The sequence below is a fragment of the Lysinibacillus sp. UBA5990 genome, assembly GCF_002429815.1.
In the GTDB taxonomy this organism is placed as follows: Bacteria; Bacillota; Bacilli; order Bacillales_A; family Planococcaceae; genus Lysinibacillus; species Lysinibacillus fusiformis.
In genome coordinates, this window is record NZ_DJAY01000001.1 from 87,818 (window position 1) to 103,659 (window position 15,842).

Below are 15,842 nucleotides of genomic sequence, written 5' to 3' on the forward strand. Positions count from 1 at the left end.
GAGCCGTATTGGGCTTTAGTCAAATTATATTTAGCTGGACGGCCATCATCCCGGTCATTGTCCTACTCTATTATTTCTTTCGAAAAAAATATACAGATCAGATGGTTTCTTCAACACTTTTCTGGTCTGAGATTATGCAGGAAACACGAGTATCTCCTTATTTAAAGCATTTGCAAAAGAACGCCCTACTTTATTTACAGTTACTAGCATTACTTTTCCTTGTGCTGGCACTCATGAATCCCTATATGAAAAAATCAACGATTGTTGGTGAGCAAACTATATTTATTGTTGATACTTCTGCAACAATGTTAGCTGGTAAAGGGCAATCTACCTTTGATACACATATACAGGAAATGCTGACGCTTATAGATGAATTAAATGGGAGACCGGTCACGTTAATTACGACTGGTTCAGCACCAAAAGCGATTTTACAGCAAGAGACAAATGTTAAAGATATCGAAAAAGGTATTAAAGACTTACAAATAACCTATGAAACGGCAGAAATGGATAAGGCGCTTGATGTGGCTCAAGCATTTGTTGGAGATACACTGACTTCAATCTATGTATTTACAGATACACTAGATAAAAAACAACTACCTATGAACAAGGACTCCGTTAAATGGCTAGTAAGAGGTGCTGCGAAAGACTTAACAAATATTGCTATTACTAGATTTGCTGCAACAACAGATGGACAGGCAACAATGGCGCTTGTGCAGCTTCATAATGATACAGACATTGAGCAAAAGGTCACACTAGCATTACAAAATGCAAAGGGTAAAGAGTTGGTAGCTGAGAATATCGCTGTGCCTCCAAAGGAAGCAATAACGAAAACTTTCAAGGAATTACCTTTAGAAAAATCAATGACAGCGATTATTGATGCGCAAGATGATTATTCAGTAGATAATCAACAAACCGTCTTACTACAAACAGCTACTTCAAAAATTGTGGTTGATCAGGGCATGCATCAATTGATTCAAAAAGGGTTTCAATCTGTAAGTACTGGTGTGAAAATAGTTCCGCCTTTACAAGTAGTAGACAATCAGGAGGCCACGGTGATCACTAATCAAGCTGAATTGCTGGAAAAGATGGATAAACCTCTTGTGTTATTTGGCCGTGATGATGCCGAAAAAGTAGAGGTAAGTGGCATAGTAAGTACTAAAAGTGATGCTTTATTCGCTTTTAGCGAGCTAAAGGATGTTTATGTTAGCGCCTTGTATCCTGGATTTGCAAATTATCAAACTATCGCTACTGTTGGAGAACAGCCGTTTATACAGCGCTCTCCTAAAGGTGATATCGTCGTTTTAGCAGATATTGCTGATACGGATTGGCCACTACATCCATCCTTCCCGTTATTCTTATGGAGTACTGAACAGCAGTTATCAGAATCCAGTGGTTCACTCGGTATTTTCACACCAAATGAACAAAGAGTAGTAGCTTTAGCGCAGGAAGACTGGAGTGTATATTCACAAGAAGATGAATTTCTATCATTGGTTACGGATGGTATGCTAACTGCGCCAAAAAAACCAGGCATCTATTTTGTGCGTTCTAATAATGAAGAAAAACACTTTATTGTACAATTACAGGCACAAGAACGTGTCATTGAACAAGGAACAAGCTATACATTAGGGGATATTTCTGATAACGGAAAGGCTGAGATTTCGAAAGCTTCTTTTGTTCCTTGGCTAATTCTTATTATTTTAGTTTTACTTGTTTCAGAGTGGGAGGTGCAACGACGTCGTGGATTTACGAATTGATATGCCATTAGTATTGTTGCTATTACTTCCATTGCTCATCTATTTTGGTTGGACCTATTGGCGAGAACGACAGCGACTAAAAAAGAGTCATGCTATCGTACTTATAATTCGCATGATAGCGGTAGGCTGTTTAGTTTTTGCATTGGCAGGGCCGTATCTTTTATTACCTATAAAAGAAGAACAAATTGTGTATCTAGTTGACCGCTCAGCTTCCATGAATGGGACTGAAGATGAGATGGTACGTTTTATACAGGAAAGTTTACAATCGAAAAAAGACGAACAGCTTGCAGGGCTGTATTCTTTCTCATCAACATTACAAACAGAAGCCATTATGACTAAAACATTAAAGGAAGTACCAAAGTTTACGGAAATAAAGGCTACTGATCAAACGAATATAGAACAAAGTCTGCAACTTGCCACAGGTATTATAGATCCGAAAAAAGCAACACGCTTAGTGCTCTTAACAGACGGCAATGAGACAAAGGGCAATGCTTTAGATTTCGCCACGAAGTTTAAAGGCTCCAATATTAGTGTGGATGTTGTGCCCTTTAGTCAGCCTGTTGTGAATGATGTTTCATTAAAAAGCTTTGTGTCCCCACAAGTTGCCTATGTGGGTGAGCAACAACAACTGGTAACAGAAGTGCATGCAACTTCAGCTGGACAGGGCGAGCTATTATTATATGAAAATGATGAACTGATTCATCGTGAGGCAGTCGAGCTAGCCGAAGGAACGAATATGTTTACCTATAAACATGCAGCGACTGGTGAAGGGCTGGTGAAATATGAAGCCGTTGTTCAAGTAGGACAAGACGCAATATTCGAAAACAATAAATTAACAAGTGTCACAATGGTACAAAGCGAACCACATTTACTCATTGTGAATGGCTATGAAACAGCTTCACCAATAGCGGAGGCACTTGGTCAGCAATCAATAGCCTATGATGTAAAATCACCTGAAAGCTTACCAAATGAACTCTCCAGTTATTTGCAATATAATGCCATTATTTTCGATAATGTGCCAGGACATTTAGTCGGTGAGGCGAAAATGAGTGTGATCGAGCAAGCAGTCAAAAACTTTGGTGTTGGTTTTGCAATGGTTGGTGGAGAAAATAGCTTTGGTTTAGGTGGTTATTTTAAAACGCCAATTGAAACATTATTACCTGTTGAAATGGAAATTAAGGGGAAAGAACAATTACCTTCATTAGGACTTGTCATTGTACTAGATCGCTCTGGTAGTATGTCAGGGTCCAAGCTAGAGCTTGCGAAGGAAGCAGCAGCACGTTCAGTGGAAATGCTACGTGATGAAGATACATTAGGATTTATAGCATTTGATGATCGGCCTTGGGAAATTATAGAGACTGGTCCTCTGAACAATAAAGAAGAGGCAGTGGATACCATTTTATCTGTTACACCAGGAGGCGGGACAGAAATCTATGGTTCACTTGCAAAAGCATATGAAAACCTAGCAGATATAAAACTGCAACGTAAGCATATTATACTTTTAACAGATGGACAATCACAGCCAGGAAATTATGAAGATTTAATTGAACAAGGAAAAGATAACGGAATAACTTTATCGACAGTGGCTATTGGTCAAGATGCCGATGCAAACTTATTGGAAGCTCTGAGTGAGATGGGAAGCGGACGTTTCTACAATGTTATCGATGAGCAAACTATTCCTTCCATTTTATCTCGTGAAACAGCTATGATTTCCCGTACGTACATTGAGGATAATCCATTCTATCCAATACTCTATAATGCTGGGGGATGGAATACGCTATTTGCCAATGGCGTCCCACAAATGAATGCTTATATCGGAACAACTGCAAAGCAGGGTGCTACCGTCGTGGCTGAAAGCGAAAAGGAAGATCCGGTGTTAGCACAATGGCAATATGGTCTTGGCAAAACATTTGCGTTTACTTCTGATTCAACAGGAAAGTGGGCAGGCGACTGGGCAAGATGGCAGGACTGGGGAACATTTTGGCAAACGCTTATTTCACAAATGCTCCCAAGCTATAATGATGTTGCCTATGATGTAAGAGTAGAATCAGATGGATCATTTATGATTACAGATCCTACAAATGAAGCAGCATTTTTAGATATTGTTGCGGTTAATGAAGCGGGTGAAGAGCTAGACACACAGCTTGAAACTATATCAGCTTCTCAGGTGCGAGCTGTAGTACAAGCTGAGCCGGGATTAATCTTCTTCCGTATCGCTGATGAAAAGGAAACGATTTATCAGGCAGGATTAAGTGTTCCCTATAGTGCTGAGTATGAACTTCTTCCTGCTAATGATAAATTAATAGAAGAATTAACCGAACAAACTGGTGGTGCTGTTTTAAAAGAACCACAAGAAGTGTTCCGTGACTTTACAAAGCGAGGGGCGGATCGTCAAAACATTGCGACATGGCTTCTCCTTGCAGGTATGCTCTTATTCTTTATTGATATTACAATAAGACGCTTTGGCTGGAATTTCCTAACGAAGCCGAAGAAAAAGGAGCAACTTGTAGAAAATCCCCCCGTACAAGCAGAAGATACGAATGTAGCACAATTATTAAAGGGTATGAAAAAACGCCAATAATTTAGTTAGATGAAAGCAGTGTGAATTATTTCGCACTGCTTTTTGTATATATGCAGGGAGAGAAATCCTCTAAGTTATATCAACGACGTTCTTTAATAAAGAGAGCGGGAATTAAAATATTTTACTAGCACCGTTTTACGCAAACTGCTAGCTACTACAATACCTAAGATTGCTCCAATTGAACTTGATATTAAAAAGGCAGGCATGAAAAATAAGGCCGCTACGGATGTGCCCATAAGTATCTTTGCATAGGGTACTGCTACAAGTGATGCGAGAAGACCAGTGCCGATCACTTCGCCCATACCGGCTAACCACATTTTACAGCTATATTTATAGGCAAGCCCTGCGCATAATGCACCAATAATACTACCAGGAATGGCTAACAGTGAGCCTGTTCCTGTAAGGATACGAATGATAGCCGTCACAAAGGCTACTACAACTGTAGGTAAGGGTCCAAGTATAATGGCTCCTATTACGTTAATAGCGTGCTGTATAGGGTAGGCACGAGCAATCCCAGTTGGAATGGAGATGAACGTAGAGCCTGCAACGGCAATCGCTACTAATAAAGCCATAATTGTTAATTTTCGAATAGACATGATAGGTGCGCTCCTTTTCGTTTTAGCCACTAGGAAAATGAAAAAAGCCGCTTCCTTCAAACGACAGGAAGCGGCCTTGCTTATACAATGAAAATAGCAAGAAGCGCCACTTCCCTCCGCTAGCATGAACTAGATCAGGTTCGAAGGGTCCGTATATAACCATATACGTCTCAGCCTTTAAAAGACTCCCCTAGTGGTAAAAATTTTTCTATTTTTTAGAAGTGTAACATACTTGAATCAATAGTCAATAAGCTTTGATGATTAGTGTGAATCTGGATGCATAAGTTGTGGTGCCTTTTTCAATGTCCAAATTAGGGCAAGGAAGAAGCAGGCTAATAAGATAATGGCACCAAATATATAAGGACTATTCATATTCCAGTCAAATAAGAAACCAGCTAAAGCGGGTCCAATCATATTTCCAAGACTCATATAGGCATTGTTCAAGCCGGCTGCAAACCCTTGCTCTGTTTCAGCAAGTTTTGAGATGAGTGTATTAACAGCTGGACGAATTAACGTTGTTGCCGTTGAGAAGATGGTTGCTACAACTAATATTAGTGCAAAACCTGAAACAAATAATATTAAGAAAATAGCAACGGAGGCAATAAATAAATTGACCAAAACTACTTTCATTTCACCAAAGCGTTTAAAGAGTGGCGTTATGATAAACATCTGTACAATTACCCCAAATGCTCCACCAACAACTAGAATGGTAGCAATATCGCCAGGTGAGTAATTAAATTTTTCTGTCACAAATAGGGATAAGGTTGTTTGGAAGTTAGCAATCCCAAATGAGAATACCATCATAATAATTAACATAACAAAATAAGGCATATGTACAGAGCGAGCCATCTGTTTCACCAGATTATCTTGCTTTTGTCTATTTTGCGCAGTATTTGGCTTTGTAGATGGTAATAAAAAGTACGATAAAATAGATGCTAAGATGGCGGCAGCTCCCGCCATGAAAAATGGAAAATGTAAGCTAACCTTTGCGAGGAAACCACCAATTCCAGGGCCAATCATAAAGCCGAACGACATTGCAGCTCCTAACATACTCATTCCTTTTCCGCGTTCTTCATAAGTTGTCACGTCTGCTACAAAAGCCATAATAGGAGGTGCAACAAATGCAGAGCCAAGGCCACCTAAAAAGCGTGCCAAAAAGAGCATCCAAACATCTGTAGAAAGGCCAAAACCGATTTGTGCAAGTCCTGTTAGTATAAGACCGAAAATAATTAAATTTTTCCGCCCATACAGGTCAGAAAGATTCCCAGCAATTGGAGAAAATACGAATTGTGCCAAGGCGAACGTTGCAATAAGCATACCTAGAACTTGTCCTGCTGCTCCAAATATTCTTAAGTATTCCGGCATTACAGGAATAATAATTCCAATACTCCCCATTGCGATAAACATATTAAACATTAATATATACAAAGCCGCCTTATTGGACTTCTGCTGGGTCATCGAAAAACCCCCTTTATGTAATCAAATATAGTACAGTCTATCATAAAGAATTATAGCTGGCTAATAGTTGAGATTGCTGTAACTGGTTCGATCGTTAGAATGGTTTTTCAGAAAAGCTTTTTTCTTGGGAGGCTTCAGATCATTGTGTAATAAAAAAGAATAGTTAGGGGTGTAGAGTGAGGACGAATTGCTTTTTGCTAGAAACAACTATATTGAAATGAAATAGCGCGGGTAAGTGTGAATAATGTTACCAAAGGCTACTAGTAGAAATGCTCTTTAAATATAGTAATACAAATGAATGCTTACATAAAAAGAGCGAATTGGTTTTAGACCAAATCGCTCTTATAAATTATCGAATATTCATTTTAAATTCTAAAAACAGTTCATTATATTTACCTAAGTAATCTGGGCCTAAGTTTTTGTAGACCTCTAATGTATCACGTTGCTCTTCAGAAGGGTAATAGCGTTCATCAGAAACTACTTCTGGGTCCATTAAGTCCATGGCAGCGATATTAGGCGTCGAATAGCCAACATAATCGGCATTTTGAGCACCAGATTCAGCGCTTAGCATAAAATTGATAAAGGCATGTGCACCTTCAATATTTTTCGATGTTTTTGGAATAACCATATTATCAAACCATAAATTGGAGCCTTCTTCAGGAACAGCAAAGTCCAATTCTTCATTTTCAGACATCATGTCCGCTGCCTGACCAGACCAAGTGAGAGCCACTGTTGCTTCATTATTGATCATTAATGGCGTAATTTCATCCCCAATGATCGCTTTTATGTTAGGCGCAAGTGTGATCAACTTGTCAGTTGCTTCACGCAGTTCATCGTTATCCAATGAATTCAAGGAGTGTCCAAGACTATTTAAACCCATTCCAATCACTTCACGAGCACCGTCTACTAAAAATACTTTTCTTTTTAATGAAGGGTCCCATAAATCGTCCCAAGAGGAGAAATCTAAGTTCCCAACTAGCTTTGGATTATAAACAATTCCTACTGTTCCCCAGAAGTAAGGAACTGAATATTGATTGTTATCATCGAATGGTAAATCTAAAAAGTATGGATCTATATTTTTAAAATTCGGGATTTTCGCTTTGTCTAAAGGAATCAATAAATTATCTTCCTTCATTTTTTCAATCATATACTCAGAAGGGACAGCAATATCGTACGCTGTACCACCTTGCTGTATTTTAGTCATCATAGCTTCATTGGAGTCGAATGTTTCGTAAATGACATGAATACCTGTTTCTTTTTCAAACTCTTTCAATAGATCAGGATCAATATATTCTCCCCAGTTAAAGATGGTTAAAGTATCTTTTCCACTTTTACCTCCGCCAGCACTTAAGGCATCAGCAGCATAAAATAAAAGGGCAGAAACAACAAGTATAGCGATGGTCGCTTGAATTAATGACTTCATTGTTGTCCCTCCGTTCTTTTGCTTGTGCGACTTGTAATGAAGTAATAGCCAATCACAACGATAACTGTTACAAAGAATACTAAACCAGAAATAGCGTTAACTGTTAGAGATATTCCCGCGCGAGCCATCGAGTAGATTTCTACCGATAATGTACTGAAGCCATTGCCGGTTACGAAAAATGTCACAGCAAAATCATCTAATGAATACGTAAGAGCTAGGAAGAAACCTGCAAAAATACCTGGCTGAATATACGGTAAAATGACACGCAACATAACATCCTTTTTGGTTGCACCTAAATCTAATGCTGCATCAATTAGTGATTTATTCATTTCTAACAATTTAGGTAAAACCATTAACACTACAATTGGTACACTAAACGCTACGTGTGCTAATAATACTGAAGCAAAGCCTAATTTAATGCCCACCAATGTAAATAAGATTAAAAAGCTTGCACCAATGATGACATCTGGACTGACAATTAAAACATTGTTTAAGGACAATAATGTATTACGCATTTTTGAATCCTTGACTGTTACAATACCGATTGCTCCTAACGTTCCAATAATAGTAGAAATTAGAGCTGAAAGTAATGCTACGATAACGGTATTAATTAAAATAACAAGTAGTCTTGAATCTTCAAAAACAGCCTGATAATGCTCTAAAGTAAAGGACTCAAAGTTATTCATGGAGCCACCACTATTGAACGAGTAAAAGATTAAATAGAGAATGGGTGCATACAGAACGATAAAAACAATCGTTAAATAGACTTTGGCTGATGCAGAAAGTTTGTTCATCGTACGCGACCTCCTTTATCTTTTTGTCCCGTAATAAGCATAATGATTACCATAAATAAAATTAAGAACACGGCAATAGTTGAACCCATTCCCCAATTTTGTGTCACAAGGAATTGCTGCTCAATCGCTGTACCAAGGGTGATAACACGATTTCCTGCAATTAAGCGAGTAATCATGAAAAGTGATAGAGCAGGGATAAAGACAACCTGAATACCTGATTTAACACCATCCATTGTCAATGGTAAAACAACGCGACGGAATGTTGTAAAAGCAGATGCGCCTAAATCACGAGACGCATAAATAAGTGTTGGATTTAAACGATCTAAAGAGTTAAAGATCGGCAAAATCATAAACGGAATAAAAATATACACGGATACAAAAACAAAGCTAATATCTGTAAAGAGCATTTGCTTTGGGTCAAAGCCAAACACTTCGATAAATGCATTGATCGGCCCGTATAAACCAAAGATACCGATAAAGGCATATGTTTTTAACAATAAATTAATCCATGAAGGAATAATAATAAGCAATAACCAAAGCTGCTTGTGTTTCGTTTTTGTTAAAAAGTAAGCAGTTGGATATGAAATTAATAATGTAAAGAATGTAATTAAAAATGCATACCAGAACGAGCTTAATGTCATTTTTAAGTAAACAGAAGTGAAGAACGCTTTATAATTATCGAGCGTGAAATTGCCATGTAAATCGAGTAGGGAATAATAAACAACAAGTGCAATCGGCGCGATAACAAAAAGGGCAATCCATAAAACATATGGAAATAACGCTGATTTTGATGTCTTAGCTTGCATTTTCGTCGTCTCCGTACGATTCTAATCGTTTATCGAACTCTTCCTCTGTTTCATTTAAGCGCATTACATGAATCGCCTCTGGATCAAAGTCTAAGCCAATTTCTGTCCCTACTTCAGCTTTTTTCAACGAATGGACTAGCCATTCATTGCCATCTTTATCATACGTAGATAGCTCATAATGGACGCCACGGAATAATTGTGTATCTACTTTAACCACAAGTTTACCTTTATCAATAGTCGTCATTTCTAAATCCTCAGGGCGTATAACAATATCAATTTTCTCATTGGGTTTCATACCTTGGTCAACACATTCGAAAATCTTACCAGCAAATTCAACCTTGAAATCTTCAATCATGACACCGGGCACTATATTGGATTCACCGATGAAATCTGCTACGAAGCGATTAATAGGTTCATCATAAATATCTACTGGTGTACCAGATTGTTGAATTTGTCCCTCACTTAACACAAAAATTTCATCACTCATAGCAAGTGCTTCTTCCTGATCATGCGTAACGAAAACAAAAGTTTTGCCAAGACGTTGCTGTAATTCTCGCAATTCGTATTGCATTTCTGTACGTAATTTTAAGTCTAATGCTGAAAGTGGTTCATCCAGTAAAATTACTTCAGGGTCGTTAACAATAGCACGTGCAATCGCTACACGCTGACGTTGACCACCAGACATTTCGGAGATTTCACGATTGCCATAGCCTGCTAAATTGACAAATTTTAATGCCTCCGCAACTCGTTCTTTAATTTCCTTTTCAGGTAACTTCTTAATACGCAGTCCGAATGCGACATTTTCAAATACATTTAAATGAGGGAACAGCGCATAATCTTGAAAAACAGTATTCACCTGACGTTCATTGGCAGGAACGGAATTTATTTTTTTATCATGGAAAAACACATCTCCTGTTGTAGGTTCTGTGAAACCAGCAATAATTCGTAAAATAGTTGTTTTTCCACAACCAGATGGGCCAAGGAGAGTATAAAATTTGCCCTTTTCAAGCTCCAAGTTAATATTCTTTAAGACAACTGTTCCGTCACTATAAGACTTGGATACATTTTCAAAACGGATAATGGAATTCATTGTCATTGATGTGCCTCCTTAAGCTATAAATATGAATCCGTTGCAACGAGTAAAATTTTCGTTTCAGCAGCATGTGCATTAAAAATTTGATGATGGTCTGTCGCGTCAAAATAAAGAGCATTGCCTTCACTCGCGATATATTGTTCATTCCCTAAAACGAGACGAATACGCCCTTTCACTACATAAATAAATGTTTCCGAAAGTGATGGCTCAAATTGCTTGAATTCGCCATTGGCTTCAAATGTTAAGAAAATAGGCTCCATTTCTTTTTCGTTGGATGTAGGGATGAGCCATTGAATTTCGTATTTTTTTTCTTCATCCGTAAAGACGGACTGATCTTCCTCTGTATAAACAACCTTTTGTTCAGGTGATTCATCATCAAAAAATTCCTTAGGTGTTGATCCTAACACTTCTAATATTGAAAAAAGTGTTTCAATAGAAGGTGAATTTAAATCACGTTCTAATTGGGAAATATAGCCCTTACTTAAATCTGTACGTTCTCCAAGTTCCTCTTGGGTAAGACCTTTTTTTAAACGAAGCGCTTTAATTTTTGCCCCTATTTGCATCTTTTCCCTCCTAGAAGAAGTTTAGCAATCATAAACTTTTGAAATATGAAGTTTACTTTAACGAAACTTTTAGTTTACTAAAACCATTACAATTATACATAATAAATAAAAATTTGCAATCGTTTTTTATGAAAAAAATCGCTGTAAAATGTTAAAAAAAGGGTCATAAATGCAGTGGAGAAAAAAATCGTATAAAGGAGAATATAGTTGTCAAAAGTAGCTAATAAATAGGATGTAGCAGAAAGTCCGATTTTGGATTTGACGATTTTTTGTCGACTCACTTCAATTGGATAATTGGGCGGAGCTTACTTGTTTGAAAAACTACGTTTACTCTGCTATCGTAGAAGACGAGTTCGCTTGTGCGAATGGAATATATAAACTACATATTTATTCGGAGGGATTTATTATGGCAGAACGCATGGTAGGTAAACAAGCACCTGACTTTACAATGGAAGCAGTACTTTCAGACAAATCATTTGGTAAAGTATCATTAGAAGATATTAAAGCACAAGATAAATGGACAGTACTTTTCTTCTATCCAATGGACTTCACATTTGTATGTCCAACAGAAATCACTGCAATGAGCGATCGTTATGACGAGTTCGAAGACTTAGATGCAGAAGTAATTGGTGTTTCTACTGATACAATCCACACTCACTTAGCGTGGATTAATACAGACCGCACTCAAAATGGCCTTGGTGAATTAAAATATCCATTAGCTGCGGATACAAACCACCAAGTATCTAAAGATTATGGTGTGTTAATTGAAGAAGAAGGTATCGCGCTACGTGGTTTATTCATCATTAATCCAGAAGGTGAATTAAAATACCAAACAGTATTCGATAATAACATCGGCCGTGATGTGGATGAAACGTTACGTGTACTTCAAGCATTACAAACTGGCGGTCTTTGCCCAGCAAACTGGCGTCCAGGTCAAGCAACTCTATAATAAAATAGAGTTGCGTCATGATGTAACAAATAAAGAGTCCCCACGACATGCTTGTGGGGACTTTTAAGTAAGTGGCGAGTGCTAATTTACTTTATCTTAGATGGCAATATATTTTGGGAGGAGTTTTACCCAACATTTAATGCCTCTAAAGAACAACGATTTAATAGAGGAGGATTTTTCATGAAACTTCGTGAACAAATGCCAGAACTAGTCGGCGCAACAACTTGGTTAAATGGTGAAGTAACAAAAGCAGAACTAGTTGGCAAAAAACCAACATTAATCCATTTCTGGTCAGTGAGCTGTCATTTATGTAAAGAAGCTATGCCAGATGTTAATAATTTCCGTGATCAATATAAAGATGAGCTAAATGTTGTAGCAGTACATATGCCACGTTCTGAAGCAGATACTGATTTAGAGACGATTAAGGCAGTAGCGGCTGAGCATGACATTGCGCAACCAATCTTTGTTGATAGCGAAATGAAGTTAACAGATGCTTTTGAAAACCAGTATGTACCTGCTTATTTTGTGTTCGATAAAGATGGTCAGCTGCGTCATATGCAAGCTGGTGGTAGCGGTATGAAAATGTTAGAAAAACGTGTAAATCGCGTACTAGACGAAATGCGTAACGCTGAATAATTATAGTAAGTGATGACGGGGATTTAGGTCCTCGTCTTTTTTATGTTTGCAGCGTTGTCCAACAATGAAGAATAGCGTCTTGTTTTGACAATACATATCAATAAGAATACGCTACAATGATGGTATAGTAGTTTTCGGAGGGATTTTTTATGATGAAAAAAGAGTTTGCGGTCATTGGGCTAGGACGTTTTGGGGGAAGTATTGTTCGTGAATTAATGAGTCAGGGTGCTCAAGTGATGGCAATAGACCATTCCTCAGAGCGTGTAGACGAATTTGCTTCTATTGCTACACAAGCCGTCATTGCAGATTCAACAGATGAATCGGTTCTAAATTCATTAGGTATTCGTAATTTTGAACATGTGATTGTAGCAATTGGGGAAGATATTCAAGCAAGTATTTTAACAACCATTATTTTAAAAGAAATTGGTGTTGAGCAAATTACAGTAAAGGCTCAAAATGATTACCATGAAAAGGTATTGCGGAAAATTGGTGCCGACTTTGTAGTCCATCCTGAAAGAGATATGGGTATTCGTATTGCCAATAATATGCTATCGAATACAGTACTAGATTATTTAGAGCTTTCAGATGAACACTCTATTATGGAATTAAAGGCGAATGATGCTATTGCTGGATATTCGATTATGGATTTAGATATTCGAGCTAAATATGGAATTAACATCGTAGGGATTAAGCGTGGTGCTGATATTATCGTATCACCTCAAGCAAGTGATAAGATTTTATTGGGAGATATTATGCTTGTAATTGGTGCTGATGTTGATATAAATCGTTTCGTAAAAAAGGCATTAAATGGGTAATTGGCAATGACAAAACGAAGATGGAGACTAATTATATTTGCAGCTATTTTTCTGATCGGAATTTTTGTTATGCAATCTCGTGAAAAAAATGAGAAGGAAGCGATTTCTTTTATTTTAGATGAAGCTACAAATATTGATTCAATCGAATTATTCCAAGGGGAGCAAACGGTATTTCGAGGGTCTGACGGCGAGGCGAAGAACTTTATTGAAAAATACCCTTTAAGTCATGTAAAGAAGCTTTCTAAAAAAGAACGAGCAATTTTTGAAGAAGAGCCCTCCTATCATATTGTTTATAAAATAAAGGACAAACCGATTTATGAAGTGGACATCTTAAAGGTAGCGATTAGCTCTGAGCTAAGCGAAGAATTGCAACAAATGGTTTTTCCAATCGGTGACGATCAATATATGATTTATTGGGCTCAAGAGAAAAAAGTTTTAGAACAATCAACCAATACTCAACGTTTACTTGAGCAATATCAACATTAATGAAGGTAGTGACACAGCACGTATGGCTGGTCACTATTTTTTTAGTTTATAGGAAAGTAATATTTGGGAAAAATGTTTGATTTCAGTATGGCAGTTCGATTAAACTTTGACATAAAGAAGGAGGTAAATACATGAAGTTTATGTCTAATCGATGTGTGATCGAACGTATACAACCAGAACATTACATGGATATTCAAGGGCTCTACACAAATGAAAGCGTCAGAGAGTATCTTGGAGGAATTCCACAAAAAAATTATATCGAAGCTTCCTTTAGAGGTATGCTAGAGGCACCATTTCCTAATACATATTTTTATATCTCATTAAAGAAAACGGGGGAATTTATAGGCCTTGTATCCATCGATGAGTATCATGAGCAAGAGCTATATGAACTTTCCTATCAATTTTTACCCGAGTATTGGGGGCGAGGGTTAGCATTTGAAGTTCTAACGCAAGTGGTTGAGGAGGGTTTGACGTATTTAAATATCTCCTCTATCGTGGCAGAGACACAAACTGCTAATCGTGCATCTTGTAGACTACTCGAAAAGCTAGGGATGAAAAAAGTACAGGTACTTGAAAGATTTGGTCGGGAGCAAGCGGTCTATGAATTAAAAAATACGAGTGCTGTCACTAGACAAATCGTTGCCATATCAGGCGGAGGATTTTCTCAGCAAATCCCTTCATTTATTGACCATTATATTTTGAGTCAAATTAAGACAACTGAACGCATCAAAATTTGTTTTATTCCAACAGCAAGTAATGATGCACAGGGGTATATCGATAAATTTTATTCAGCTTTTACACATTGTGACGCTACTCATATTTTGTACGAGGACATGAATGACATACAAATTCGAGAAAAAATATTGGCACAGGATATTATTTATGTAGGCGGAGGGAATACCAAGCTTCTTTTAGATAAATGGCATGCCTATCAATTCGGGGAGCTATTGAAGGAAGCTTATAAAAGCGGTGTTATTTTAGCTGGCATGAGTGCTGGGGCAATGTGTTGGTTTGACAAATGCTTTAGTGAAAATCAATACAATCATTATGAGGAATACAACGGGCTAGGGCTATTATCAGGAACATTTTGCCCACATTATGATGATCCTGAACGAAGCATGCTATTTAATAGCTGGCTAAAAAATAATGCAACATTGCAGGCATATACGCTGAATGATGCAGAGACACTTCATTTTAACAATGAAAAATTAGTTGCTAAAATCCAATGCTATTAAAAGGGAAGAAAATTATGCGTAAGGTCAAACATGCTAAAGCATTAAAAGCAGAGATAGGTGGGTTTTAGATAAATATTCATTTATTTTCTAATGGATAAAATAGATAAGGCAAGAGATAAAAAATAGGAAGTGAGGTACTTTACATGTTAATACGAGAAGCAACAAGAGATGATAGTGTTCAAATTATAGCTGTTATGACAAATGCGGAGGCATCCAATCTGATGTTATTTGGTCCTGGCGAGCGAAAAATGGAGCCCGAGACATTTGCAAATTATTTAGAAAAGCTTTATCATAGCCGTCATTCAGCATTATTCGTAGCAGAAATAGATGATAAGGTGGTGGCTTATTTAATTGCACAAGGGAATGAAGCAACAAGAATTGCTCATCGTGCTTATCTTGTCATTGGCATCAATAGTCATTATAGAGGCAGAAAAATTGGAACAGCCTTATTTAATCATGTAGAACAATGGGCTAAAGATTATAGTATCCATCGGCTCGAGTTAACGGTTATGGAAAATAATGAGGCTGGAGTTGCTTTATATAAGAAAATGGGCTTTGAAATAGAGGGAACGAAACGGGATTCCTTGTATGTAGATGGACAATACATCAATGAATACTACATGTCAAAACTTGTATAAGAAAAGGAGTAAAAG

General features: G+C 37.5%; 15 protein-coding genes and 1 riboswitch. Of the genes, 8 read left to right on the forward strand and 7 right to left on the reverse strand.

The features are described 5' to 3' along the window. Positions 1–8: 8 nt before the first annotated feature. Positions 9–1,754, forward strand: coding sequence for a vWA domain-containing protein (locus B3D94_RS00380; RefSeq protein ID WP_291753374.1), 1,746 nt, complete (start codon positions 9–11; stop codon positions 1,752–1,754). Next, positions 1,738–4,335: a VWA domain-containing protein gene (locus tag B3D94_RS00385; protein ID WP_291753377.1), complete on the forward strand. Its 2,598-nt coding sequence runs from the start codon at positions 1,738–1,740 to the stop codon at positions 4,333–4,335. The genes B3D94_RS00380 and B3D94_RS00385 overlap by 17 nt, the downstream gene beginning before the upstream one ends. A 92-nt stretch (positions 4,336–4,427) precedes the next feature. On the opposite strand, the gene thiW is transcribed toward B3D94_RS00385, so the two are convergent. The 7 genes from thiW to B3D94_RS00420 form a co-directional block, all read right to left on the reverse strand. Then, positions 4,428–4,931, reverse strand: a complete 504-nt coding sequence (thiW, locus tag B3D94_RS00390) for an energy coupling factor transporter S component ThiW (protein WP_036147285.1) — start codon at positions 4,929–4,931, stop codon at positions 4,428–4,430. A gap of 94 nt (positions 4,932–5,025) precedes the next feature. Beyond that, positions 5,026–5,133: riboswitch (TPP riboswitch) on the reverse strand. Positions 5,134–5,192: 59 nt separating this feature from the next. Next, the gene (locus tag B3D94_RS00395) at positions 5,193–6,389 is read right to left on the reverse strand and encodes an MFS transporter (protein WP_036147287.1); all 1,197 of its coding nucleotides are present in this window, start codon (positions 6,387–6,389) and stop codon (positions 5,193–5,195) included. 349 nt (positions 6,390–6,738) lie between these two features. Next, on the reverse strand, positions 6,739–7,812 hold the full coding sequence (locus tag B3D94_RS00400; RefSeq protein ID WP_291753384.1) for an ABC transporter substrate-binding protein: 1,074 nt from the start codon (positions 7,810–7,812) through the stop codon (positions 6,739–6,741). After that, entirely contained in the window at positions 7,809–8,606 is a 798-nt protein-coding gene (locus tag B3D94_RS00405) for an ABC transporter permease (RefSeq protein WP_291753386.1), read from the reverse strand. Before B3D94_RS00405 ends, B3D94_RS00400 begins: the two co-directional genes overlap by 4 nt. Next, the gene (locus B3D94_RS00410) at positions 8,603–9,412 is read right to left on the reverse strand and encodes an ABC transporter permease (protein ID WP_025113756.1); all 810 of its coding nucleotides are present in this window, start codon (positions 9,410–9,412) and stop codon (positions 8,603–8,605) included. The genes B3D94_RS00405 and B3D94_RS00410 overlap by 4 nt, the downstream gene beginning before the upstream one ends. Further along, entirely contained in the window at positions 9,402–10,508 is a 1,107-nt protein-coding gene (locus B3D94_RS00415; RefSeq protein ID WP_291753392.1) for an ABC transporter ATP-binding protein, read from the reverse strand. Before B3D94_RS00415 ends, B3D94_RS00410 begins: the two co-directional genes overlap by 11 nt. Positions 10,509–10,525: 17 nt before the next feature. Then, complete coding sequence (locus tag B3D94_RS00420) at positions 10,526–11,068, reverse strand: helix-turn-helix domain-containing protein (RefSeq protein WP_069480211.1); 543 nt, start codon at positions 11,066–11,068, stop codon at positions 10,526–10,528. A gap of 406 nt (positions 11,069–11,474) precedes the next feature. Here B3D94_RS00420 and B3D94_RS00425 point away from each other — a divergent pair, with 406 nt between their 5' ends. The 6 genes from B3D94_RS00425 to B3D94_RS00450 all read left to right on the forward strand — a co-directional run bounded on the left by B3D94_RS00425 (position 11,475) and on the right by B3D94_RS00450 (position 15,827). Further along, the gene (locus tag B3D94_RS00425) at positions 11,475–12,017 is read left to right on the forward strand and encodes a peroxiredoxin (RefSeq protein ID WP_008174083.1); all 543 of its coding nucleotides are present in this window, start codon (positions 11,475–11,477) and stop codon (positions 12,015–12,017) included. Positions 12,018–12,197: 180 nt separating this feature from the next. Further along, positions 12,198–12,653, forward strand: coding sequence for a TlpA family protein disulfide reductase (locus tag B3D94_RS00430; RefSeq protein WP_025113759.1), 456 nt, complete (start codon positions 12,198–12,200; stop codon positions 12,651–12,653). Positions 12,654–12,805: 152 nt separating this feature from the next. After that, positions 12,806–13,468 (forward strand): potassium channel family protein, encoded by a 663-nt coding sequence (locus B3D94_RS00435; RefSeq protein WP_004224679.1) that lies wholly within the window; start codon positions 12,806–12,808, stop codon positions 13,466–13,468. Between the two features lie 6 nt (positions 13,469–13,474). After that, positions 13,475–13,954 carry a hypothetical protein gene (locus B3D94_RS00440; protein ID WP_069480212.1) on the forward strand — a complete coding sequence of 160 codons (480 nt, stop codon included), beginning with the start codon at positions 13,475–13,477 and terminating at the stop codon, positions 13,952–13,954. Between the two features lie 131 nt (positions 13,955–14,085). After that, positions 14,086–15,189, forward strand: a complete 1,104-nt coding sequence (locus tag B3D94_RS00445) for a GNAT family N-acetyltransferase (RefSeq protein ID WP_291753396.1) — start codon at positions 14,086–14,088, stop codon at positions 15,187–15,189. Positions 15,190–15,332: 143 nt separating this feature from the next. Further along, positions 15,333–15,827, forward strand: a complete 495-nt coding sequence (locus B3D94_RS00450) for a GNAT family N-acetyltransferase (protein ID WP_291753399.1) — start codon at positions 15,333–15,335, stop codon at positions 15,825–15,827. The last annotated feature ends 15 nt before the right edge of the window (positions 15,828–15,842 follow it).